General features: G+C 71.7%; 24 protein-coding genes. 12 read left to right on the top strand and 12 right to left on the bottom strand.

The genetic code is table 11. The features are described from left to right. Positions 1–21 precede the first annotated feature (21 nt). From JRG78_RS08915 to JRG78_RS08905, 3 genes are all read left to right on the top strand, one after another. Positions 22–450, top strand: coding sequence for an FMN-binding protein (locus JRG78_RS08915; protein WP_272653318.1), 429 nt, complete (start codon positions 22–24; stop codon positions 448–450). Further along, complete coding sequence (locus JRG78_RS08910) at positions 447–1,331, top strand: FAD:protein FMN transferase (RefSeq protein ID WP_272653317.1); 885 nt, start codon at positions 447–449, stop codon at positions 1,329–1,331. Before JRG78_RS08915 ends, JRG78_RS08910 begins: the two co-directional genes overlap by 4 nt. A 70-nt stretch (positions 1,332–1,401) precedes the next feature. Then, on the top strand, positions 1,402–2,970 hold the full coding sequence (locus JRG78_RS08905) for an FAD-dependent oxidoreductase (RefSeq protein ID WP_442927193.1): 1,569 nt from the start codon (positions 1,402–1,404) through the stop codon (positions 2,968–2,970). On the opposite strand, the gene JRG78_RS08900 is transcribed toward JRG78_RS08905, so the two are convergent. Both JRG78_RS08900 and JRG78_RS08895 read right to left on the bottom strand, forming a co-directional pair. Then, entirely contained in the window at positions 2,964–4,526 is a 1,563-nt protein-coding gene (locus JRG78_RS08900; RefSeq protein ID WP_272653806.1) for a sensor histidine kinase, read from the bottom strand. The two genes, JRG78_RS08905 and JRG78_RS08900, sit on opposite strands and share 7 nt — an antisense overlap. Positions 4,527–4,563: 37 nt before the next feature. Continuing rightward, on the bottom strand, positions 4,564–5,295 hold the full coding sequence (locus tag JRG78_RS08895) for a response regulator transcription factor (RefSeq protein ID WP_272653315.1): 732 nt from the start codon (positions 5,293–5,295) through the stop codon (positions 4,564–4,566). 110 nt (positions 5,296–5,405) lie between these two features. Between JRG78_RS08895 and JRG78_RS08890 the strand changes: the two genes are divergently transcribed. Next, positions 5,406–6,635, top strand: a complete 1,230-nt coding sequence (locus JRG78_RS08890; protein WP_272653314.1) for an FAD-binding oxidoreductase — start codon at positions 5,406–5,408, stop codon at positions 6,633–6,635. Between the two features lie 67 nt (positions 6,636–6,702). On the opposite strand, the gene gndA is transcribed toward JRG78_RS08890, so the two are convergent. Then, positions 6,703–8,151 carry an NADP-dependent phosphogluconate dehydrogenase gene (gene gndA / locus JRG78_RS08885; protein WP_272653313.1) on the bottom strand — a complete coding sequence of 483 codons (1,449 nt, stop codon included), beginning with the start codon at positions 8,149–8,151 and terminating at the stop codon, positions 6,703–6,705. A gap of 57 nt (positions 8,152–8,208) precedes the next feature. Further along, positions 8,209–9,057 carry an NAD(P)-dependent oxidoreductase gene (locus JRG78_RS08880; protein WP_272653312.1) on the bottom strand — a complete coding sequence of 283 codons (849 nt, stop codon included), beginning with the start codon at positions 9,055–9,057 and terminating at the stop codon, positions 8,209–8,211. Between JRG78_RS08880 and JRG78_RS08875 the strand changes: the two genes are divergently transcribed. From JRG78_RS08875 to JRG78_RS08860, 4 genes are read left to right on the top strand one after another with little or no spacing between them, the layout of a single operon-like run. Then, on the top strand, positions 9,056–9,700 hold the full coding sequence (locus JRG78_RS08875; protein ID WP_272653311.1) for an MFS transporter: 645 nt from the start codon (positions 9,056–9,058) through the stop codon (positions 9,698–9,700). The two genes, JRG78_RS08880 and JRG78_RS08875, sit on opposite strands and share 2 nt — an antisense overlap. Continuing rightward, a complete protein-coding gene (locus tag JRG78_RS08870) occupies positions 9,697–10,479 on the top strand; it encodes an SDR family NAD(P)-dependent oxidoreductase (RefSeq protein WP_272653310.1) in 783 nt (260 codons plus the stop codon). Before JRG78_RS08875 ends, JRG78_RS08870 begins: the two co-directional genes overlap by 4 nt. Beyond that, positions 10,479–11,210 carry a fumarylacetoacetate hydrolase family protein gene (locus tag JRG78_RS08865; protein ID WP_272653309.1) on the top strand — a complete coding sequence of 244 codons (732 nt, stop codon included), beginning with the start codon at positions 10,479–10,481 and terminating at the stop codon, positions 11,208–11,210. Before JRG78_RS08870 ends, JRG78_RS08865 begins: the two co-directional genes overlap by 1 nt. Before the next feature lie 45 nt (positions 11,211–11,255). Beyond that, positions 11,256–12,290 (top strand): zinc-binding dehydrogenase, encoded by a 1,035-nt coding sequence (locus tag JRG78_RS08860; protein WP_272653308.1) that lies wholly within the window; start codon positions 11,256–11,258, stop codon positions 12,288–12,290. Positions 12,291–12,295: 5 nt separating this feature from the next. On the opposite strand, the gene JRG78_RS08855 is transcribed toward JRG78_RS08860, so the two are convergent. Further along, positions 12,296–12,421 carry a hypothetical protein gene (locus tag JRG78_RS08855; protein WP_259606338.1) on the bottom strand — a complete coding sequence of 42 codons (126 nt, stop codon included), beginning with the start codon at positions 12,419–12,421 and terminating at the stop codon, positions 12,296–12,298. Between the two features lie 209 nt (positions 12,422–12,630). On the opposite strand from JRG78_RS08855, the gene JRG78_RS08850 reads away from it, so the two are divergent. Both JRG78_RS08850 and pth read left to right on the top strand, forming a co-directional pair. Then, positions 12,631–13,248 (top strand): 50S ribosomal protein L25/general stress protein Ctc, encoded by a 618-nt coding sequence (locus tag JRG78_RS08850; protein ID WP_259606337.1) that lies wholly within the window; start codon positions 12,631–12,633, stop codon positions 13,246–13,248. Positions 13,249–13,358: 110 nt separating this feature from the next. Continuing rightward, positions 13,359–13,937 (top strand): aminoacyl-tRNA hydrolase, encoded by a 579-nt coding sequence (gene pth, locus JRG78_RS08845; RefSeq protein WP_259606336.1) that lies wholly within the window; start codon positions 13,359–13,361, stop codon positions 13,935–13,937. Positions 13,938–14,013: 76 nt separating this feature from the next. Here the strand turns inward: pth and JRG78_RS08840 are convergent, their stop codons facing one another. Together JRG78_RS08840 and trpS are read right to left on the bottom strand one after the other, a co-directional pair. Beyond that, positions 14,014–14,562: a hypothetical protein gene (locus tag JRG78_RS08840; protein WP_272653307.1), complete on the bottom strand. Its 549-nt coding sequence runs from the start codon at positions 14,560–14,562 to the stop codon at positions 14,014–14,016. Between the two features lie 23 nt (positions 14,563–14,585). Continuing rightward, positions 14,586–15,590: a tryptophan--tRNA ligase gene (gene trpS / locus JRG78_RS08835; protein ID WP_272653306.1), complete on the bottom strand. Its 1,005-nt coding sequence runs from the start codon at positions 15,588–15,590 to the stop codon at positions 14,586–14,588. 213 nt (positions 15,591–15,803) lie between these two features. Between trpS and JRG78_RS08830 the strand changes: the two genes are divergently transcribed. Both JRG78_RS08830 and JRG78_RS08825 read left to right on the top strand, forming a co-directional pair. After that, positions 15,804–17,018, top strand: a complete 1,215-nt coding sequence (locus tag JRG78_RS08830; RefSeq protein WP_272653305.1) for an NAD(P)/FAD-dependent oxidoreductase — start codon at positions 15,804–15,806, stop codon at positions 17,016–17,018. 79 nt (positions 17,019–17,097) lie between these two features. Next, positions 17,098–17,346, top strand: a complete 249-nt coding sequence (locus JRG78_RS08825) for a hypothetical protein (protein ID WP_259606332.1) — start codon at positions 17,098–17,100, stop codon at positions 17,344–17,346. Between the two features lie 82 nt (positions 17,347–17,428). Here JRG78_RS08825 and JRG78_RS08820 read toward each other — a convergent pair whose 3' ends face one another. The 5 genes from JRG78_RS08820 to sdhC form a co-directional block, all read right to left on the bottom strand. After that, positions 17,429–18,271: an exodeoxyribonuclease III gene (locus tag JRG78_RS08820; protein WP_272653304.1), complete on the bottom strand. Its 843-nt coding sequence runs from the start codon at positions 18,269–18,271 to the stop codon at positions 17,429–17,431. A gap of 140 nt (positions 18,272–18,411) precedes the next feature. Then, entirely contained in the window at positions 18,412–19,179 is a 768-nt protein-coding gene (locus JRG78_RS08815) for a succinate dehydrogenase iron-sulfur subunit (protein WP_259606330.1), read from the bottom strand. A gap of 2 nt (positions 19,180–19,181) precedes the next feature. Beyond that, positions 19,182–20,987, bottom strand: coding sequence for a succinate dehydrogenase flavoprotein subunit (gene sdhA / locus JRG78_RS08810; protein ID WP_272653303.1), 1,806 nt, complete (start codon positions 20,985–20,987; stop codon positions 19,182–19,184). 25 nt (positions 20,988–21,012) lie between these two features. Continuing rightward, entirely contained in the window at positions 21,013–21,480 is a 468-nt protein-coding gene (locus JRG78_RS08805) for a succinate dehydrogenase hydrophobic membrane anchor subunit (protein ID WP_272653302.1), read from the bottom strand. Further along, positions 21,470–21,904: a succinate dehydrogenase, cytochrome b556 subunit gene (gene sdhC, locus JRG78_RS08800; protein WP_259606327.1), complete on the bottom strand. Its 435-nt coding sequence runs from the start codon at positions 21,902–21,904 to the stop codon at positions 21,470–21,472. The genes JRG78_RS08805 and sdhC overlap by 11 nt, the downstream gene beginning before the upstream one ends. Positions 21,905–22,251: the final 347 nt, after the last annotated feature.

Raw genomic sequence — 22,251 nt, 5'->3', positions numbered from 1 at the left:
CGGATCACGGATGCTGGAGCCATGACGCACTCCGCGGCCCGCACCGGTACCGCTCTCGCCGGCCTGGCCGGCGCCCTGCTCCTGGCCGGATGCTCCGGCGCCGCCGACGCCGAGGCCCCCGCCGACTCCGGCGCGGACACCGCGGGGTCGGCGGGCTACGCCGACGGCACGTACACGGCCGAGGGCTCGTACCAGACGCCGGAGACCGTGGAGACGGTCACCGTCACCCTGACCCTGAAGGACGGCGTCGTCACGGACGTCGAGATGACCGGCGACCCGCAGGCGCCGGAGACGGAGCGCTTCCAGGGCCAGTTCATCGACGGCATCACCGCCGAGGTGGAGGGGCGCCCTGTCGACGAGCTGCAGGTCGATCGCGTCGCCGGCTCGTCGCTCACCAGCGGCGGGTTCAATCAGGCGGTGGAGAAGATCAAGGAGCAGGCGGCCGAGTGAGCCGCGGCGCCGCGAGCGTCTGGCGCTTCGACGCGATCGGCACACGCTGGGAGATCGAGTCCGCGACCGCGCTCACCGAGCGGCAGCGCGAGCGCGTCCGCGCGGTCGTGGACCGGTTCGACGCGGAGTGGTCCCGCTTCCGCGACGACTCCGTCGTGCGCCGGCTCGGCGCGCGCGGCGGCAGCGCCCCGGCGCCGGCGGATGCCGCCGACATGCTCGCGGTGTACCGGGAGCTCTCGGCCGCGACCGGGGGAGCGGTGAACCCGCTGGTCGGTGGCAGCCTGGAGGCGGCCGGCTACGACGCCGCGCTGACGCTGCGGCCCGGCGCGCCCGTCCCGGCGCCGGCGGACTGGGAGCGGATGCTGGAGTGCACGGCATCCGTCCTGACCCTGCGCGCACCGGCGACGATCGATGTCGGCGCGCTCGGCAAGGGCCGCCTCGTCGACCTCGTCGCCGCCGTCCTGCACGACGTGCCGGGACGTCTCGTGGTGGACGCGAGCGGCGACCTGGCTGTGCGCGGCGGCGGCATCCGCGTCGGGCTCGAGCACCCGTACCACCCCTCCCGCGCGATCGGGGTCGTGGAGGTCGCCGACGCCGCGCTGTGCGCGTCGGCGACGAACCGCCGCTCGTGGGGCGCCGGTCTGCACCATGTGCTCGACGCCCGCACCGGGGCGCCGGTGCGGACGTGGGTGGCGACGTGGGCGCTCGCCGCGGACGCCATGCATGCGGATGCCGCGGCGACGGCGCTCTTCTTCGACGGCGGACCGCGGCTCGCCGACCGCTGGGGCGTGCACTGGGTGCGGATGAGCACCGACGGCCGCGCCGAGCGCTCGCACGGATTCCCGGGCGAGCTCTTCACGCTGACAGGTCCCGGTCGGTGAGCGCCCTCCGGCAGGCTCAGGGACCGCAGCGACGGGGCGAAACGCCCCGCAGATGAGGAAGAGTAGAACCGTGCTCACGTCATTCACCGCGCTCCGCCAGCGCGTGCTGGCCGTCCTTGGCGCCATCTCGATGTACCGGCTGGTGCTGTTCGCCCTGATCGCCCTCGCCGCCGTCGCCGTGCTGCTCTCGCTCGCCGGTCTCGTCGGCCCCTCCCCGCTGGAGCTGCTGGTCTCCTTCGCGGTGCTCGCCGCCGCGACATCGGCGGTCGACGCCGCCGCGCAGCGGCTGCTGCACCTGCCCTGGCGCATCGAGTCGTCGCTGGTCACCGCCCTCATCCTGCTGTTCGTGCTGCAGCCCTCGATCAGCCCGGGCGGCCTCGTCGGCCTCGCGATCGCGGGAGCCCTCGCGAGCCTGTCGAAGTACCTGATCGCGTGGCGCGGCCGGCACATCCTCAATCCGGCCGCCTTCGGCGCCGCCGTGGTCACGATCGCCGGCGGGCTCGGCGCGGGTTGGCTGGGCACGTTCTCCTCGTGGTGGGTCGGCACGCCCGCGATGGCCGTTCCGGTCGCGCTGCTCGGGCTGGCCGTGCTGTGGCGCACCGAGAAGGTGCGCCTCATGCTGGTGTTCCTCGTGGTCGCCGTCGCCGTCACCGTGCTGCGGCAGGCGGTGCAGGCGCAGGCCGCCGAGCTGTCGTTCGCCGCGACGGATGCCGTGCTCTTCGCGCTGACGCAGTCGCCCCTGCTGTACCTCGGGGCCTTCATGCTCTCCGAGCCGCTCACCCTGCCGCCGCGCCGCTGGCAGCAGTTCTGCGTCGCCGCCCTCGTCGGGGTCCTCGCCGGCTGGCCGCTCTCCGTCGCCGGGCTGTTCACGCTCGGTCAGGAGCGCGCCCTGCTCATCGGCAACCTGCTCGCCTTCGCGTTCGCGCTGCGGGGCTCGGTGCGCCTGGTGCTGGAGAGCCGGCGGTTCGTCACCCCCACCGCGCAGGAGCTGACGTTCCGGACGCGCAGCCGGCTGCGGTTCGTGCCGGGGCAGTATCTCGAGCTCGACGTCCCGCACCGGCATCCGGACGTGCGCGGCACGCGCCGCGAGTTCAGCATCGTCTCCGCGCCGGCCGACCTGCCGACCCTGCGCATCGCGTACAAGGAGGGCGACCGCAAGCATCCGTCCAGCTACAAGCGTGCGCTCGCGGCCGCGCAGCCGGGCGCCGTGCTCGCCGTCACCGGCACCTGGGGGGACTTCGTGCTGCCGCGCGGGGACGCCCCGGTGCTCATGGTGGCGGCGGGGATCGGCGTGACGCCCTTCGTCTCGCAGCTGCGGCAGCTGCAGGCGACCGGCCGGCAGCGCGACATGGTGCTGGTGTACGTCGCCTCGGAGGCCGCTGAGCTCGCCTTCCGCGACGAGCTGGAGCAGACCGGGGCGCGCGTGATCGTGTTCACCCGCGACGAGCCGGCGGACCTCCCGCCGCACTGGACGTGGGCGCAGGGCGTGCGGCTGGACGCCGCCGGACTCGAGCGGGTCGTCCCGGATCTGGCGTCGCGGCACGCCTTCATCTCCGGCCCGCCGCGGCTCATCGCCGACCTCGCCCCCGCCCTGCAGAAGGCGCGGTCGCTGACGACGGACGCCTTCGCCGGCTACTGACCGGATGCCTCGACGGATGCCGCGAGCGGCAGCCGCACGATGAACGTGGTGTCGCCGGGGGAGCTCTCCACCGCGATCGTGCCGCCGTGCCCCTCCACGATCGCCTTCGCGATCGCGAGCCCGAGACCGGTTCCGCCGGTCTGCCGGGCGCGGGACACGTCGCCGCGGGCGAAGCGGGAGAACAGTTCGTCGCGCACCCCCGGATCGATGCCAGGGCCGTCGTCGTGCACGCGCAGCTCGGCGGCATCCGGTCCGGCGTGGACGCGGAGGGTGATCGTGGTGCCGGCCGGGGTGTGCGTGCGCGCGTTGGCGAGCAGGTTCGCGATCACCTGGTGCAGCCGGCCGGCGTCGCCGGTGACGAGCACCGGCTCCTCCGGCACGTCCAGCTGCCAGACGTGGTCGGGCGCGGTGGGGCGCGCATCCGTCAGCCCCTCGACGGCGAGCCGGGTGAGATCGACCGTGCCGTGCACGAGCTCCCGGCCCTCGTCCAGCCGGGCCAGCAGCAGCAGATCCTCCACCAGCCGCGTCATCCGGATCGACTGCGCCTGGATCCGCTCCAGCGCCGATGTCGTGCTCTCCACGGCATCCGCACCGCCCGTATCCGCACCCCGGGTCTGCGGACCCTGAGCCTGCGGATCCTGAGCCTGCGGATCCTGAGCCTGCGGATCCTGAGCCTGCGGAGCCTGAGCCTGTCGACCCTGAGCCTGTCGAAGGGTCCGCAGCGACAGCTCCGAGTACCCGCGGATGGATGCCAGCGGCGTGCGCAGCTCGTGACTGGCATCCGCCACGAAGCGCCGCATCCGCTCCTCGTTGCGCTGCCGTGCCGCCAGCGACGCGTCCACGTGATCGAGCAGCGTGTTCAGCGCCGCACCCACCCGCCCGATCTCGGTGCGCGGATCCGCCTCGGCATCCGGCACCCGCTCCGTGATGGACACCTCGCCGCGGTCCAGCGGCTGGGTGGACACCCGGGTCGCCGTCGCGGCGGCCGCGCGCAGCGGGCGCAGGCTGACGCTGATCGTGAGCGCGGTGGTCAGCGCGAGCAGGATGAGCCCGCCCAGCGTGGCCAGCGCGATCACCGTGAACAGCGAGGTCATCGTGTTCTGGATCTCCGCGCGGGAGAGCCCGGTCATCACCAGCGTGCCGCCCTGGGTCTTGGTCACCAGCACCCGGAACGAGCCCGCGTGCTCGAGGGAGACGGTGGCGGTGCCGGCGTCCTTCACGGCGGAGGTGAGCGCGAACAGGTCGGACTGGCTCAGCGTGCGCTGGTCGTCCGGCGTCAGGATCGCCCCGCTCGGGCGCCCGCCGGGGGGCGCGATGGCCAGCAGCAGGTCCGGACCGCCCTGCAGCTGCCGGCCCTCCAGCACGTAGTCGATCGTCAGCTCCTCGCGCGCGATCGATGCGAAGGTCGCCCGCTGCGCGACCAGTCCGGTCGTGGTGACGGCGGTGTCGCGCAGCTGCTCCTCCAGTCGCGACTCGAGCGTGGTGCCCAGCGTGGCGCTGGTGATGACGGCGACGATGACGAGGATCAGCGACACGAAGCCGATCACCGCGGCCATCAGCCGCGACTGCAGGGTCAGGGGGCGATGGAGCACGTCAGGCCTGCGGAGCCTTGATCATGTAGCCGACGCCGCGCACGGTGTGCAGCAGCGGGGTGCGGCCGGCGTCGATCTTCTTGCGGAGGTAGGAGATGTACAGCTCCACGACCGACGACTTCCCGCCGAAGTCGTAGCTCCACACCCGGTCCAGGATCTGGGCCTTGGACAGCACGCGCCGCTCGTTGCGCATCAGGTAGCGCAGCAGCTCGAACTCGGTCGCCGTCAGCTCGATCTCGTCCTCGCCGCGGATCACCTCGTGGCTGTCCTCGTTCAGGCTGAGATCGCCCACCCGCAGGATCGCCTGCTCGTCGTCGGCGCGCACCTGCCCGGCCCGGCGGATCACGGCGCGCAGCCGGGCGATGACCTCCTCCAGGCTGAACGGCTTGGTGACGTAGTCGTCGCCGCCGGCGGTGAGCCCGGCGATGCGGTCGGCCACGGCGTCCTTCGCGGTGAGGAAGACGACGGGCACGAGGTTGCCGGACTCGCGCAGCCGGCGCAGCACGCTCATGCCGTCCAGGTCCGGCATCATCACGTCCAGCACCAGCGCGTCCGGCTCGAACTCGCGGGCGATCTGCAGGGCCTCCAGGCCGGAGGCCGCCGTGCGCACCTCCCAGCCCTCCATCCGCAGGGCCATCGCGAGCAGGTCGGTCAGCATCGGCTCGTCGTCGACGGCAAGGATCCGCAGCGGGGAGCCGTCGGGACGGCGCAGTTCCGGGTGGTCGTTGCTCATGCGTCCATTGTGGGCGGCGCGCAGGAGGACTTCCTACGAGAAGCCTATGCGAAGTCTGTGAATATCCGAGGGGGTATCGCGATGTCCGACCCCCCGATTAGGTTGGCGCCATGGATGCTACGCAGACACTGCGGCCACGAACCGCAGCAGACATCGCCGCGCTCGTGCGGCGGGCGGGCTCGCAGCCCGTCACCGTGATCGCCGGGGGCCATGGCCCCTGGTCGCATCTCCCGGCCGAGGGCATGCGGATCGATCTGTCCGCGATGGATGCCGTGCAGGTCGAGGACACCCTGGTGCGCGTCGGCGGCGGCGCGACGTGGGGCGCCGTCGCCGATGCGCTCGCCGGTCACGGCCTCGCCATCAGCTCCGGCGACACCCGCTCCGTCGGCGTCGGCGGGCTCACCCTGGGCGGCGGCATCGGCTGGATGGTGCGCGCCTGGGGGCTCGCGTCCGACCAGCTCGTGGGCGCCCAGGTGGTCACCGCCGCCGGGGACGTCGTCGAGGCCTCGGCGGACGAGAACCCGGACCTGTTCTGGGCGCTGCGCGGCGGCGGTGGCAACTTCGGCATCGTCACCCGCTTCGACTTCCGGGCGCACCGGCTGCCGGGGATCGCTTTCGGCGAGTACCTGATCGGGGACGAGGCCGACCGCGGCGCCGTGCTGCGCGCCCTGCGCGACGTGCTTCGCGATGCCCCGCGCGAGTTGACCGTCACCTTCATGGACGTGCCGGCGATGGACCCGAGCGCTCCCGCCGGCGCGCGCCTGGCCGCGGTGTGGGCGGATGCCGATCCCGGCGCCCTGGAGAGCGTGCTCGCGCCGGTGACCTCCCTCGACGGTGTCGTCGGGGACGTCTCGACGCCCGCCTACCGGGAGATCCTGATGGAGGCGCCGCAGCCGCCCGACCCGGATGCCGCCCCGCCGGGCTTCCTCGGCGGCAACGGGCTGTTCCGTGAGCTGGACGACGCGCTCATCGACCGGCTGGTCGCCTTCCGCGCAACCTACCCGGCGTCGGTGATCTTCCTCCGATCCCTCGGCGGCGCGTTCGGCGACGTCGCGCAGGAGGACTCGCCGTTCCCCGCGCGCGAGGCTACCTGGTTCGCGATGGCGGCCGGCTTCGACGTGCCGGGCATGCTCGATGAGGCGACCCGCACCGCGATCCTCGCCGACGCGGACGCCATCGCCGCCGGCAGGCTCGCCGAGTACGGCAACTTCGCGCCCTCGGAGCGGCCGGATGCGGTCCCGGGGATGTTCACCGAGGCGGCGTACCGGCGGCTGCGGGAGACGAAGGCGCGGTGGGACCCGCAGAACGTGTTCCGCCGCAACCACAACATTCCGGCGTGATCACGACCCCGAACGAACGACGGGGCCCGGATGCCGAGCGGCATCCGGGCCCCGTGTTCCGCGGAGGTCAGTGGGTGTCCACGGCCTCGACCTCGCTGCGGTCGCCGGACCAGAGCGTGTGGAAGGTGCCCGGCTTGTCGATGCGGCGGTAGGTGTGCGCGCCGAAGAAGTCGCGCTGCCCCTGGACGAGGGCCGCGGGCAGGCGGTCGGCGCGGATGCCGTCGTAGTAGGACAGCGAGGACGAGAACGCGGGGGCGGGGGTGCCGGCGGTGGCCGCGGCGACCACCACGCGCCGCCATGCGGCCTGACCGCGGGTGAGCGCCTCGGCGAAGTACGGGGCGGTCATCAGCACCGGCAGCTCCGGGTTCTCCGCGTAGGCGTCCGCGATGCGGTTGAGGAACTGAGCGCGGATGATGCAGCCGCCGCGCCAGATCTTCGCGATCGCGCCGAGGTCGATGTTCCAGCCGTACTCGGCGGCGCCGGCGCGGATCTCGTCGAAGCCCTGCGAGTACGCGACGATCTTCGAGGCGTACAGCGCCAGGCGCACGTCCTCGATGAAGGCGTCGTGGTCGTCCACCGTGAACGGGGCGTCCGGTCCCGGCAGCGACGCGGCGGCCTCGCGCTGCTCGGGGTGGCTGGAGAGCGAGCGGGCGAACGTGGCCTCGGCGATGCCCGATACCGGCACGCCGAGCGAGAGGGCGGTCTGCACCGTCCATGCGCCCGTGCCCTTCGCCCCGGCCTGGTCCAGGATCACGTCCACCAGCGGCTTGCCGGTCTCCGCGTCCACCTGCCGCAGCACCTCGGCGGTGATCTCGATGAGGTACGACTCCAGCTCGCCCTTGTTCCACTCGGCGAAGATGTCGGCGATCTCGGCCGGCGTCTTGCCGGTGCCGCGGCGGATCAGATCGTACGCCTCGGCGATGAGCTGCATGTCGGCGTACTCGATGCCGTTGTGCACCATCTTCACGAAGTGTCCGGCACCGTCGTGCCCGACGTGGGTGATACACGGCTCGCCCTCGGCCACCGCGGCGATCGACTTCAGGATCGGCCCGAGGGTGACCCAGGACTCGTCCGAGCCGCCCGGCATGATCGACGGGCCGAGCAGGGCGCCCTCCTCGCCGCCGGAGATCCCGGCGCCGACGAAGTTGATGCCGGTCTCGCGGACCGCCTTCTCACGGCGGATCGTGTCGGGGAAGTACGCGTTGCCGCCGTCGACGATGATGTCGCCCGGCTCGAACACCTTGACCAGCTCGTTGATCACGGCATCCGTGCCCGCGCCGGCCTTCACCATGATGATCGCGGTGCGCGGCTTCTGCAGGCTCGCGGCGAACTCCTCGTAGGAGTACGCCGGGATGAAACCCGCCTCGGGGTGTTCGGCGATCACCGCATCCGTCTTCTCGCGGCTGCGATTGAAGATCGCCACGGTGTTTCCCTCGCGGCTGGCGAGGTTCCGGGCGAGGTTCGACCCCATGACGGCGAGTCCGACGACTCCGATGTTGGCTGCGGCTTCGGGCACAGATGGCTCCTCGATCGTGGATGACGGGTGGTTTCAGGGTATCGGCTGAGGTCAGGGTCAGGAGCGCTCCGTGTCGTCTCCGGCCTGCGACCGCTCGGCGACGTACCGTCGGGTGACGGCGATGTCGCGATCACCGAGGCCGGCTGCGACGAGATCGTCGAATGCTGCGCGCAGCGCGGGCAGCATGACCGCCGACGTGCCGGTGGACGCTGCGATGTCCGCCGCGAAACGCAGATCCTTCACCATGTAGCGGGCGACGCCGCTGGGGGAGTCGTCGCCTGCCACGAGCTTCTCGCGCCTGCTGTCGAGCAAGCGGGATCCGGCGTACCCGCCGGAAAGCAGCCCCCACATCCTGTCCAGGTCGAGACCCGAGCGCTCCGCCAGTACGGTCGCCTCACCGAGGGCGAGGATGGTGGCGGACACCACGAGCTGGTTGCAGGCCTTCGCCACCTCGCCGGCGCCCAGGGGCCCGAGATGCACCGCGGTGCCGCAGGGGGCGAGCACCCCGGCCGCCACCGCGACGTCTTCGTCGTCTCCGCCGAGCATGATCGACAGCGCGCCGGATTCCGCGCCGTCCTCGCCGCCGGAGACCGGGCAGTCGACGAGGCGCACCCTGTCGTCGGTGAGGGCTCGGAGCCGCTGGTCAAGGGCCCTTACCTCCGGCGCCGAGGACGTGGAGCCGACCAGGATGAGCAGGTCTCCGGCGCCGGCGAGCAGGCCGTCGTCGCCGTGCAACAGACTCTCGAGCTGCGGAAGGTCGGGCAGCATGCTGAGCAGCACGTCGACGCGGCCGGCGAGTTCACGTGGGGTCTGCGCCCACGCCGCTCCGGCCTCGATCAGCTCGGGCTGCGGGCGTCGCGCGTGCACCGTCAGCTCACCGCGTGCGGCGAGGATCCGCTGAGCCATGCGGATGGCGGAGAACGGCGGCTCCTACATGTTCTCGACCCTGGGCCTGGCGTTCTTCGTCGCCGTGGCCGGCGAGAACGCCGACAAGGGTCTGCTCACCTGGGGCGTGACCCTCGGGTCGCTGATCGGCATCTTCTCCGTGCCGATCGCCGGGCACCTGTCCGACCGCTTCGGACGGCGCACCGTCTACCGCTTCGGCGCCGTCTTCATGCTCGTGTACACGTTCCCGGCCTGGTGGCTGATGTCGCTGGGCAACCACGCCGTCGCGATCGCCGTGATCGCGATCGGTATCGGCGTGGCCGTGAACACCATGCTCGGCGCGCAGTGCGCGATGTTGCCGCTCTTCGGCAACCGGCACCGCTACCTCGGCGTGGCCATGGCCCGTGAGATCTCCGCCGTGCTCGCCGGCGGTATGGCCGGTGTCCTCGGCGCCTACCTGATCGCCGTCAGCGACCACAACTGGCTGCTGCTGGCCATCTACATGACGATCCTCGCGCTGATCACCACCGCGTCCACGTTCCTCGTGCCCGAGACGCTGCGCCGCGACCTCACCCGCGTGGACGACGCCGTCAAGGTGTCCCGCGACGAGCACGGCGAGGGCGTCTCGGCCACCACCGTCACGATCCGGTCGGTGCGCGCATGAGCCTCCCCGCCGGTCTCGCCCTGTTCGACCTCACCGGCCGCACCGCCCTCGTCACCGGGTCCACCCGGGGAATCGGGCGGGTGCTGGCGGAGGGCCTGTCCGCCGCCGGGGCGACGGTCGTCGTGCACGGCCGGGACGCCGCGACCGCGGCCGGCGTCGCCGCGGACATCACCGCGGCGACCGGCCGGCCCGCGCGCGGTGCGGCCTTCGATGTGACCGATGCCGCCGCCGTCGATCGTGGCATCACGGCGATCGAGGAGGAGTACGGCGGCATCGACATCCTCATCAACAACGCCGGGATCCAGCGCCGCGCGCCGATCGCCGAGTTCGCCGATCAGGACTGGGAGGAGCTCGTGGCGACGAACCTGTCGGCGGTGTTCCTCCTGTCGCGCCGTGTCGCGCGCGGCATGATCCCGCGTGGCGCGGGGAAGATCATCCAGATCGGCTCGGTCCAGTCGCAGCTCGCCCGCCCGTCGATCTCGGCCTATTCGGCGACCAAGGGCGCGATCGTGATGTTCACGAAGGGGCTGTGCGCGGATCTCGCGCCACACGGCATCCAGGCCAACGTCATCGCGCCCGGCTACTTCGCCACCGCGCTCACCCAGCCGCTGGTCGAGGACGAGCAGTTCTCCGCCTGGGTACGCGGCCGCACGCCCGCCGGGCGCTGGGGCGACACCCGCGACCTCGTCGGTGCGGCGGTGTTCCTCGCCAGCGCGGCGAGCGACTTCGTCAACGGGCAGACGATCTTCGTCGACGGCGGAATGACGGCGGTCGTCTGATGAGGATCGTCCGCGTCCGCACCACCGCCGGCATCCGTCACGCGCGTCTGGACGGGGAGCGACTCCAGCCCATCGAGGACCCGTACACCGCGTTCGCCGCGGGCCGGGTGCCGCGGGATGCCGGCGAGGCGATCACCGGCGCCGTGCTCGCGCCGTGCGATCCGCGCGTGCTCATCGGCATCGCGCAGAACGGCCCGGGTCACGACTCGCCCGTACAGGCGTGGCTGAAGAGCCCGCGCACGGTCGTCGCCGACGGCGCGCCGGTGCGTCTTCGGCGGGACGCGGGCACCACGGTCGCGGAGGGCGAGATCGCGGTCGTCATCGGACGGGACACCGACGGGCTGACCGCCGGCACTGCCCACGACTACGTGCTGGGCGTCACCGCCGTCAACGACCTCTCCAGCCCCGAGCGCGGAGAGTGGGATCCCCGCAACTTCGAATCGAAGTCCGGCGCGGGATACACACCGCTCGGCCCTTGGATCGACACGGAGGCCGGCATCGACGACGTCCCTCTGGAGCTGTCGGTCGACGGCGCCGAGCCCATCGCCACCGGCTCCCGCGACCTGCTGGTGCCGATCCGCGAGTGCCTGGCGTACGTGACGCGGTGGTCACCGCTCGGTCCCGGCGACGTCGTGATGACCGGCGCCCCGTACGCGCAGGCACCGGTCCGGCCCGGAGCGCGCATGACCGTCCGCGTGGCGGGTATGGTGCTCAGCACGCCGACCCGCTGACCGGGCGCCCGCCGGATGCCGAGCCTCCCGAAGGAGACGAAAGAAATGGACAACCCCGGAGTCGTCGCGTACGCGGCCAACGACCTGCGCATCGAGGACGTCGGCGAGCCGCGCCCCGCCCCGGACGAGGCGATCGTCGAGATCGCCTACGGCGGCGTCTGCGGGTCCGACCTGCACTACTGGATGCGCGGTGCGGCCGGGGCCTCGATCCTGCGCGAGCCGATGATCCTCGGCCACGAGGCATCCGGCGTCGTGGTGAGCCCGGCCGCCGACGGCACGGGCCCCGACGCGGGGACACCCGTCGCCGTGCATCCGCTCACCGCCCGCGGCGACGGGGTCACGCCGTGGCCGGAGGACCGCCCCAACCTGGCGCCGGCATCGACCTACCTCGGCTCGGCGATGCACCTGCCGCATACCCAGGGCGCGTTCGCCCGCCGGGTCGCGCTGCCGGCGCGGATGCTCTACGCACTGCCCGACGGCCTGGACCTGCGCACCGCGGCGCTGGCCGAGCCCGCGGCGGTGGCCTGGCACGGCCTGGCGCGGGCCGGGGACGTGCGCGGCAAGCACGTCGCGGTGATCGGCGCCGGCCCCATCGGCCAACTGGTCGTCGCGGTCGCCCGGCGCGCTGGCGCGGCACGGATCACCGCGACCGACCTGCATCCGCTGCCGCTCGAGATCGCGTCATCGCGGGGAGCCGAGACACTGGATGCGCGTGACGCGGAGGCGATCGCGGCGCTGCACGCGGATGTCGTCGTGGAGTCCAGCGGGACCGTGCCCGGGCTCGCCTCGGCGGTCTCCGCGGCGGTCCGCGGCGGGACCGTGGTGCTGCTCGGCCTGCAGCGCGCGGGCGACGTGCCGGTGCCGATGGCGATGGCGATCACGCGCGAACTGACCCTGCTCGGCTCGTTCCGCTTCGGCGCCGAGTTCGCCGACGTCATCGCCGCTCTCGCCGACGGATCGCTCGACGTGAGCGGGATCGTCACGCAGGAGCTCGGCGTGGATCAGGCGCTTGAGGCGTTCGAGGTCGCGGCCGACCCGTCCCGGTCCAGCAAGGTGCTGCTCGCGTTCGACCAGCGCTGAGTCGCTCAGTCCTTGCGGTAGCCGGAGCGGCCCATGCTGAACATGGCCGCGGCGGCGCCGATCGTGCCGCAGACGGTGATCGCGCCGATCAGCCAGAGGACCACGTGGGAGAGGAAGGCGCCGTCGAACATGGGAAACAGCCTATCGGCTCTTCGGGTAGCATGGAGACGTTCCTCGGCGAGGGATGGCGTCCGTGTGCGCTCATCCGTTATCGACGCGGCGATGTGAGCCTCCTGGTCAATTCGAGCGTGACGGCTTCGCCTCCTCGTGTCCGCGTCCGAGGCGCCGAGACCCCATGACCACCGTGCGGCCCGCCGCACGTCCCGAAGGAGAACCCCTCATGTCCGAAGACACCAAGGTCCACGCCGAACTGCGCACCGAGTTCGGCAAGGGCTTCGCCCGCCGCCTCCGCGCCGCCGGCAAGATCCCCGCCGTCATCTACGGCCACGGCACCGAGCCGGTGCACGTCGCCCTGCCCGGCCACCAGGTCTCGCTCATCATCCGCCGCGCGAACGCGCTGCTCGACCTCGACATCGAGGGCCGGAACGAGCTCGCCCTGGTCAAGGACGTGCAGAAGGACCCGGTGCACCAGATCATCGAGCACATCGACCTGCTGGTGGTCAAGAAGGGCGAGAAGGTCGCCGTCGACCTGCCGGTCGTCGTCGTGGGCGAGCCCTTCCCGGGCACCATCGCCAACCTGGACGCCGCGACCCTCGCTGTCGAGGCGGAGGCGACCCACATCCCGGAGCACGTCGAGGTCGATGTCGAGGGGCTCGAGGAGGGCACCCACATCACCGCCGCCGACGTGAAGCTCCCCAAGGGCGTGACCCTGGTCGCCGACCCCGAGACCCTCGTCGTGGCGATCTCGGTGCCGGCTGCCACCGTCGCCGAGGAGAACGAGGAGGCCGCCGAGGGCGCCGAGGCCGCTGAGGCCGCCGAGGAGTCCGCCGCGGAGTGATCCGCTGACCACCCGTGCGGGGGGAGGGGGCGCGAGCGCATCGCGTCCCCTCCTCCGTCTCCCGGCCCGGCGCCGGGCATCCGCTCGCCCGCCGACCGAAGGGAACCGTGATGGACGACACGTGGCTGATCGTGGGCCTCGGCAACCCCGGCCCCCGTTATGAGGCGACGCGGCACAACATCGGGCAGATGGTGCTCGACGAGCTCGCCCGGCGTCGCGGTGAGCGCTTCCGCGAGCACAAGGCCGGGGCGCGCGTCGTGGAGACCCGCCTGCGCCCCGGCGCAGCACGGCTGGTGCTCGCCAAGCCCAACAGCTTCATGAACGTCTCCGGCACGCCGGTGGCCGCTCTCGCCCGCTTCTATTCGGTGCCCGCGGAGCGGGTCGTCGTGGTGCACGACGAGCTGGACATCCCCTACGACAGCATCCGGATGAAGATCGGCGGCGGACACGGCGGGCACAACGGCGTACGCGACGTGGCACGCGCGCTGGCGACGCCGGAGTTCCTGCGCGTGCGCGCCGGGATCGGCCGGCCGCCCGGCAGGCAGGACCCGGCCGACTGGGTGCTGGCGCCGTTCGGCGCGGAGGAGCGCAAGACGCTCCCGATCTTCCTGTCAGACGTCGCGGATGCCGTGGAGCAGCTCGTCGAGGACGGGCTGCTGGCCGCGCAGCAGAAGCACCACTCCCGCTGACACCACTCCCGCTGACACCACTCCCGCCGCCGACCGGGCCCGCCACTGACGCCGGCCGGGCCGCGTCGGCGCGTGCTCAGGCCGCGCCGAGCGTCGCCGCCGCGCCGGCGGCGGCCCCGAACCCGATCAGCACGCTCACGGTGACGCCGAACAGCACCGGCCCGAGCGCGGCGAGGACGATGGCGGCGATACCCTGACCGCGGCCCCGCCGCTTCACCGTCGCGACGATGCCGAGCACGAACGCCGCGGTGCCGAGCACGGTGCCCGCCCAGAAGGCGATCTCGGCCCAGAGCACCTGATCGCGGGCGGGGGAGAGCAGAGCGGGGCTGGTGATCCCGCTCGCCGCACCCGTCGCGAAGACATCCGGCAGGATCCGCCCGATCTGGAAGCCCATCACCCCGCCGAGGAGCGGGGCTCCGATCGCGGCCAGCAGGGCGAGGACGAGAGCGAGGATCCCCATGGTCGCGGAGGCGCGCGGCGCGGCGTCCGGCACCGTGTACGAGCCCGCAGGAGCCGGGTACCCGCCCACCGGCACCCGGTACGCGCCGGGCGGGGCCTGGTACGCCGGAACCGGCGGCACCGCGGACGGCGGCGGCCCCGGGACGGGCGGGACGGGATCGGTCACGCCACCATCCTAGGCGCCGGCCCTCAGACCCGGCGCAGCAGGCCGACCCGGTCGTAGACCTCCGCGAGCGTGGCATCCGCGACCGCATCCGCCTTCGCCGCGTTCACCGCGAGGATGCGGTCGAGCTCGGCGGGATCGTCGAGCAGCTCGAGAACGCGCTCGCGCACCGGGCCGAACTCGTTCACCACCACCTCGGCGAGCCCCTTCTTGAAATCGCCGTAGCCGCGTCCGGCATACTCGTCCTCGATCGACCCGACCTGACGGCCGGTCAGCGCCGCGTAGATCGTGAGCAGGTTCGACACCCCCGGCTTGTTCTCGCGGTCGTAGCGCACCGAGCCCTCGTTGTCGGTGACCGCGCGCATGATCTTCTTCGCGGTCTTCGCCGGCTCGTCGAGCAGCCACAGCACACCGGCGTCGCTCTCGGCGGACTTGGACATCTTCGACGTCGGGTTCTGCAGGTCGTAGATGCGCGCTGTCTCCTGCTGGATCACCGGCATCGGCACCGTGAACGTCTCGCCGAAGCGGGCGTTGAACCGCTCCGCGAGGTCGCGGGTGAGCTCCACGTGCTGCTTCTGGTCGTCGCCGACCGGCACGACGTCGGCCTGGTAGAGCAGGATGTCGGCGGCCATCAGCACCGGGTAGGTGAACAGGCCCACCGAGGTCGCCTCCGCGCCGTAGCGGCTGGACTTGTCCTTGAACTGCGTCATCCGACCGGCCTCGCCGAAGCCGGTGATCGTGCTGAGGATCCAGGCCAGCTCGGCGTGCGCGCGTACGTGCGACTGCACGTACAACGTCGACCGCGACGGCTCGATGCCCGCGGCGATGTACTGCGCGGCGGTGCGCCGGGTCTTCTCCCGCAGCTCGGCCGGGTCCTGCGGCACGGTGAGCGCATGCAGGTCGACCACGGAGAAGAAGGCGTCGTACGAGTTCTGCAGATCCCGCCACTGCAGGAGCGCCCCGATGTAGTTGCCGGCCTGGAGGGAGTCGGCGGAGGGCTGCATTCCGGAATAGAGGCGGGATCTCGTCACGACATCAATCCTATGGGGGCCGCGGAGCCGCCCCGTCCGCGGTCGTGCCGGCCGAGGGCGCCTCCGGCTGTCGATCCTCCCCGGGCTGTCACCGTTCCTCCCCGGGCTGTCGCCGATTCTGCCCCTGGCTGTCGCCGATTCTGCCCCTGGCTGTCACAGATCGGCGCCGGGCGGCGTCTCATGTGCACAGGCTCTCGACAGGAGGTCATCGCCATGCAGAACAACAGCAGCATCGAGGTCGTCGTGCTCGGCGGCGGATACGCCGGCACGATCGCAGCGAACCGGCTCACGCAGGACCCGCGGGTCCGCGTCACGCTGGTGAACGCACGCCCGCAGTTCGTGGAGCGGGTCCGGCTGCACCAGCTGGTCGCCGGATCGCACGCCGCGGTCGCCGACTTCTCGGACCTGCTCGCCCCGCGCGTGCGGCTGGTCGTCGGCACGGTCACCGCGATCGACGCACCCCGACGGACGCTCTCCCTCGAGGACGGCTCGACGCTGGGCTACGACTACCTCGTCTACGCCGTCGGCAGCGCGACCGACACCGCGCACGTCCCGGGCGCCGCGGACCACGCCCTGACGCTCTCCACGCTGGAGGAGGCCGAGCGGCTGCGCGCGGTGCTCGCGGGCACCCCGGACACCGCCCCCGTGGTCGTCGTGGGGGCAGGCCCGCTCGGCATCGAGGTCGCCGCGGAGCTGGCCGAGCGCGGGCGGGCCCTCACCCTCGTCTGCGGGGCGCAGCTCGGCCCGTACCTGCATCCGCGTGCCCGCCGCCGCGTGGCGCGTCGTCTCACCGAGCTCGGCGTCGCGATCATCGAGGGCGCCGGGGCGGCCGCCGTGCATCCGCACCGCGTCGTGCTGGACGACGGACGCGAGCTGCCCAGCGCGGCGACCGTGTGGACGGTCGGTTTCGCCGCGGGCGGGCTCGCGCGGCGCAGCGGGCTGCGCACGGATGCCGAGGGCCGGCTGCTCACGGATGAGACACTGACGAGTGTGGACGACGAGCGGATCGTGGCGACCGGCGACGCGGCGGCGCCCTCGGGCCTGCCGATGCGGATGAGCTGCCAGGCGGCGCTCCCGCTCGGCTCGCACGCGGCAGACACGGTGCTCAGCCGCATCGCAGGCCGCGAACCGGCCGAGTGGGACCGCGCGATCGGCGCGATGTGCATCAGCCTGGGACGGGCGGATGCCGTGTTCCAGCTGTCCCGCCTGGACGACACCGCGACGCCGGTGTTCGCCAGCGGCCGCGTGGGCGCCATGTTGAAGGAGGAGGCGTGCGCCAGCCCGATCAAGCAGATCTCGAAGGAGGCCAGGAAGCCGGGATCGCACCGGTCGCCGGCCCGCGACCGGAGCCGGGCGGCGAAGCTCGCGGCGCGTTCGACAGGGACCGGGGAACCGGCCGCCGCGGTGCGGGAGAGCGCGGCGCGATGACGGCCGTCGACCGTGCCACCGCGGTGTTCGTCGCCCACCGCAACTGATCGCCGACGGCGGCGGCCTCAAGCGCGCCGCGTTGCGGCCGATCGTCGGCGCCGATCGGATCGTCCGCCTGCTGGCGGGTGGCGTCGCCAAGCACGCCCTGTCGCTGTCGGCGGAGGAGACGACCATCAACGGCACGCCGGCCCTGCTGCTGTACGCGGACGGCGAGCTGGACGGCGCGCTCGCGCTGCGCATCGGGCCGGACGGGGTCTCCGGGCTGTACTACGTGCGCAACCCCGAGAAGCTCTCCCGGGTGCTGTCCGAGACGGTGCTGGCGCGCTGAGGAGGCGCGGCGGGCCCGGGCGGGGCCGGACACGGGTCGGGCACGGGTCGGGCACGGACCCGTGCCGGGCGCGGCGCCGGGATCAGTAGGCGTAGTCGACGATGACCGGGGCGTGATCGCTCCAGCGTTCGGCGTAGGTCGCCGCGCGGGCGATCGCGTACCCGGTCGCACGCTCGGCCAATGCCGGCGTGGCCAGATGGTAGTCGATCCGCCAGCCGCTGTCGTTGTCGAACGCCTTGCCGCGCATCGACCACCAGGTGTACGGGCCGTCGATCTCGCCGTGGTGCCGGCGGCCGATGTCCACCCACCCCATGCCGGTGCCCACCGTGCCGTCCACGCAGACGACCTCCTCGCCGGTGGGACCGAGCAGCCGGTCGAAGTACGCGCGCTCGCGGGGCAGGAAGCCGGCCTTGGTGCGGTTGCCGCGCCAGTTCTTGATGTCCAGATCCCGGTGACCCACGTTGAGGTCGCCGGTGACGAGGGCGAGCGCGCCGTCGGGGGCGCCCAGTTCCCGCATCCGTTCGGTCATGGCGTCGAGGAAGCGCCACTTCTCCTCCTGGCGGGGAGTGTCCGCCTCGCCGGTGTGCACGTAGGCGCTCACGATCGTCAGCGGCCGGTCGCCCAGCAGGAAGTCCCCCTCGATCCACCGCCCGCGGGAGTCGAAGTCCTCGTCGCCGAAGTCGGTGCGGGTGGCCAGCGCGGGCCTGCGGCTGACGATGGCGACACCGGCGCGTCCCTTCGCACTGGACTCGTCGTGCACGACGGACCAGCCGGGGAACGCGGCCTCGAGGTGCTCGTCCTGCCCGCGGACCTCCTGCACGGTGAGGACGTCGACGTCGGCGGCGTCCAGCCACGCGTTCATGCCGTTGCGGACGGCGGCCCGGATCCCGTTCACGTTGATGGAGGCGACACGCAGATGAGGCATGCTCCCAGCCTACGGGGAGCCTCAGACACCGCCGTGCGCCCGGCCTGGGCGCCGCCGTCCGCTCGGGCAGCGTCGCCGGAACGGGAACGGCGCCCTGCCCCCGGAGGAGCAGAGCGCCGTTCGACGCGGGGGAGCGGAGGTCAGCGACCGCCCTTGAGCACGGCCTGCTTGACCTCGGCGATCGCCTTGGTCACCTCGATGCCGCGAGGGCACGCCTCGGTGCAGTTGAAGGTCGTGCGGCAGCGCCACACGCCCTCCTTGTCGTTGAGGATGTCCAGGCGCACGTCGCCGGCGTCGTCGCGGGAGTCGAAGATGAAGCGGTGCGCGTTCACGATCGCGGCCGGACCGAAGTACTGGCCGTCGGTCCAGAACACCGGGCAGGAGGAGGTGCACGCCGCGCACAGGATGCACTTCGTGGTGTCGTCGAAGATCGCGCGGTCAGCGATCGACTGCACGCGCTCCTTGCCCTTCTCGGGCTCGGTGTTCGCGATGAGGAACGGCTTGACGTCGCGGTAGGCCGCGAAGAACGGCTCCATGTCGACGACGAGGTCCTTCTCCAGCGGCAGGCCCTTGATCGCCTCGACGTAGATCGGCTTGGAGATGTCGAGATCCTTGATCAGCGTCTTGCACGCCAGCCGGTTGCGGCCGTTGATCCGCATCGCGTCGGAGCCGCAGATGCCGTGCGCGCAGGAGCGGCGGAAGGTGAGCGAGCCGTCGACCTCCCACTTGATCTTGTGCAGCGCGTCGAGCACGCGGTCGGTCGAGTACAGCTCGACGTCGTAGTCCACCCAGCGCGGCTCGGAGTCCACCTCCGGGTCGAACCGGCGGATGATGAAGGTCACCAGGAACGACTGCACTCCGCTGTCCGACGCGGCGTCGGCGGGTGCCTCTGCGACGGCGTTCGACATGGTCAGTACTTCCTCTCCATCGGCTGGTAGTTCGTGATGACGATCGGCTTCCAGTCCAGCTTGATGTGGTCCTCCGGATGCGACGAGTGCGGGTCGCCGACGAGGTAGGCCATCGTGTGCTTCATGTAGGTCTCGTCGTCGCGCTGGGGGAAGTCGTCGCGCATGTGGCCGCCGCGGCTCTCCTTGCGGTTGCGGGCGGCGTAGACGACGACCTCGGCGATGTCGAGCAGGAAGCCGAGCTCGATCGCTTCGAGCAGGTCGGTGTTGTAGCGGTGGCCCTTGTCGTCGACGTGCACGTTGCGGTAGCGCTCGCGCAGCTCCTGGATGACGCCGAGGACGTGGGTGAGGGACTCCTCGGTGCGGAACACCTGGGCGCCGCGGTCCATCTCCTCCTGCAGCTTCTTGCGCAGCACCGCGATGCGCTCGGTGCCCGGGTTGTTCCGCAGCCCCTCGAGCATCTCGCGGACGTCCTTCGCCGGGTCCTCCGGCAGCGGCACGAAGTCGGCGGTGCGGGCGTACTCGACGGCGTTGCGGCCGGCGCGCTTGCCGAACACGTTGATGTCCAGCAGCGAGTTCGTGCCCAGGCGGTTCGCGCCGTGCACCGACACGCAGGCGCACTCGCCCGCGGCGTACAGGCCGGGCACCACGGTGTCGTTGTCGGCGAGCACCTCGGCGTCGTTGTTGGTCGGGATGCCGCCCATCGCGTAGTGGGCGGTCGGCATCACCGGCACCGGCTCGACGACCGGGTCGACGCCCAGATAGGTGCGCGCGAACTCGGTGATGTCGGGGAGCTTGGTCTCGAGCACCTCGGCGCCCAGGTGGGTGCAGTCCAGCAGCACGTAGTCCTTGTGCGGGCCGGCGCCGCGGCCCTCCGCGACCTCCTGCACCATGCAGCGCGCGACGATGTCGCGCGGTGCGAGGTCCTTGATGGTGGGGGCGTAGCGCTCCATGAACCGCTCGCCGGAGGCGTTGCGCAGGATCGCGCCCTCACCGCGCGCGCCCTCGGTGAGCAGGATGCCGAGGCCGGCGAGACCGGTGGGGTGGAACTGGAAGAACTCGAGGTCCTCCAGCGGCAGGCCCTTGCGCCAGACGATGCCGACGCCGTCGCCGGTGAGGGTGTGCGCGTTCGAGGTGGTCTTGAAGATCTTGCCGAAGCCGCCGGTGGCGAAGATGACCGCCTTGGCCTGGAACACATGGAGGTCGCCGGTGGCCAGCTCGTAGGCGACCACGCCCGCCACGCGGGTGGTGCCGTCGGCATCCTTCACAGTGATCAGGTCGAGCGCGTAGAACTCGTTGAAGAAGTTGATGCCGAGCTTGACGCAGTTCTGGAACAGCGTCTGCAGGATCATGTGACCGGTGCGGTCGGCGGCGTAGCAGGCGCGGCGGACCGGGGTCTTGCCGTGCTCGGCGGTGTGACCGCCGAAGCGGCGCTGGTCGATCTTGCCCTCGGGCGTGCGGTTGAACGGCAGGCCCATGTTCTCCAGGTCGATGACCGCGTCGATGGCCTCCTTGGCGAGGATCTCCGCCGCGTCCTGGTCGACCAGGTAGTCACCGCCCTTGACGGTGTCGAAGGTGTGCCACTCCCAGCTGTCCTCCTCGACGTTCGCGAGCGCCGCGGCCATGCCGCCCTGCGCCGCGCCGGTGTGCGACCGGGTCGGGTAGAGCTTCGTGATCACGGCGGTCTTCGCGCCGGGACCCGCTTCGATGGCGGCGCGCATCCCGGCACCGCCGGCCCCCACGATGACGACGTCGAACTGGTGGTAGTGCACGCCGTCGCGGACGACGGACTCCTGGGTCTGGGTAGTCACTTCTTCTCTGTTCCTGTCAATCCACTCAGTTGGCCGCGGCCTGGCACACCTCGAACAGCGCGCTGTCCGGGTTCTCGAACGTGCCGAACACTCCCGCGCACGGGTCGAACGTGAACACCACGAGCGTGCCGAGGACGATCAGCAGGGCCACCGCGAGACCGATCGCCGCCACCAGCGCCTTGCGGGCGCCCTCGTGCGTGACGTAGTCGTTCACGATCGTGCGCATGCCGTTGCCGCCGTGGATGAGCGCGAGCCACAGCATCAGCACGTCCCACCACTGCCAGAACGGGGTGGCGAACTTGCCGGCGATGAAGGCGAAGTCCAGGGCGTGGATGCCCTCGCCGACCATGAGGTTCACGAACAGGTGGCCGAAGATCAGCACGACCAGCAGCACGCCGGAGGCGCGCATGAAGACCCAGCCCAACTTCTCGAGGTTGAAGCCGCGGGGACGGCGGGCGGGGCGACGGCGGTCTGAGCGGTCATCAGTGGGCACCTCCCATGCCGGCGAAGGCGAGCGCCAGGTGACGCGGCACGAAGCCGGCCATCAGCACGGCCCACACGCCGAGGACGATCCAGAACAGCTGGCGCTGGTAGCGCGCACCCTTCGACCAGAAGTCCACGAGGATGATGCGCAGGCCGTTCATCGCGTGGAACACGATGCCGGCGACCAGCACCACCTCGCCGAGCGCCATGACCGGGTTCTTGTAGGTGCCGATCACGGCGTTGTACGCCTCGGGGGAGACGCGGATCAGCGCGGTGTCGAGCACATGCACCAGGAGGAAGAAGAAGATCGCGACTCCGGTGATGCGGTGAAGCACCCATGACCACATGCCTTCACGGCCCCGATAGAGGGTTCCGCGCGGCGTCTTCGAGGTGGTTTCCGAAATCGACGGTGTCAAGCGAGTGCTCGTGGACACGTTCGTCCTCCCTGATCGATGCGATATCGGGCGCATGCACCGGGGCATGCCCGATCCCTGCCATCCTATTCCGGTCAGACCGCTGGGAGCGACGAAGGCGACCCTTAGCCAGCCCCAGCCCTCCCCTTCGGCCTCCCCTTCTGGCCGCAATGTGTCACGCCGTGTAGGTCGTCCTGCATCCATCCCGCACTTTCGGCCACAATGTGTCACTTGTTGCGGTTCGGGCCGCCGGAGCCGTCAGGAGAGGGGAGGAAGTGTCGCTGCGGGCGGGTCGGGCACTTCCGGAGTTGATTGTGGTGACACATTGTGTCGCGTCGGGCGGTCGCGGGGACGCGGAACGGCGCGCT

Source organism: Microbacterium sp. EF45047, assembly GCF_028472845.1.
GTDB lineage: Bacteria > Actinomycetota > Actinomycetes > Actinomycetales > Microbacteriaceae > Microbacterium > Microbacterium neungamense.
This window is presented reverse-complemented; position numbering and strand designations above follow the sequence as displayed.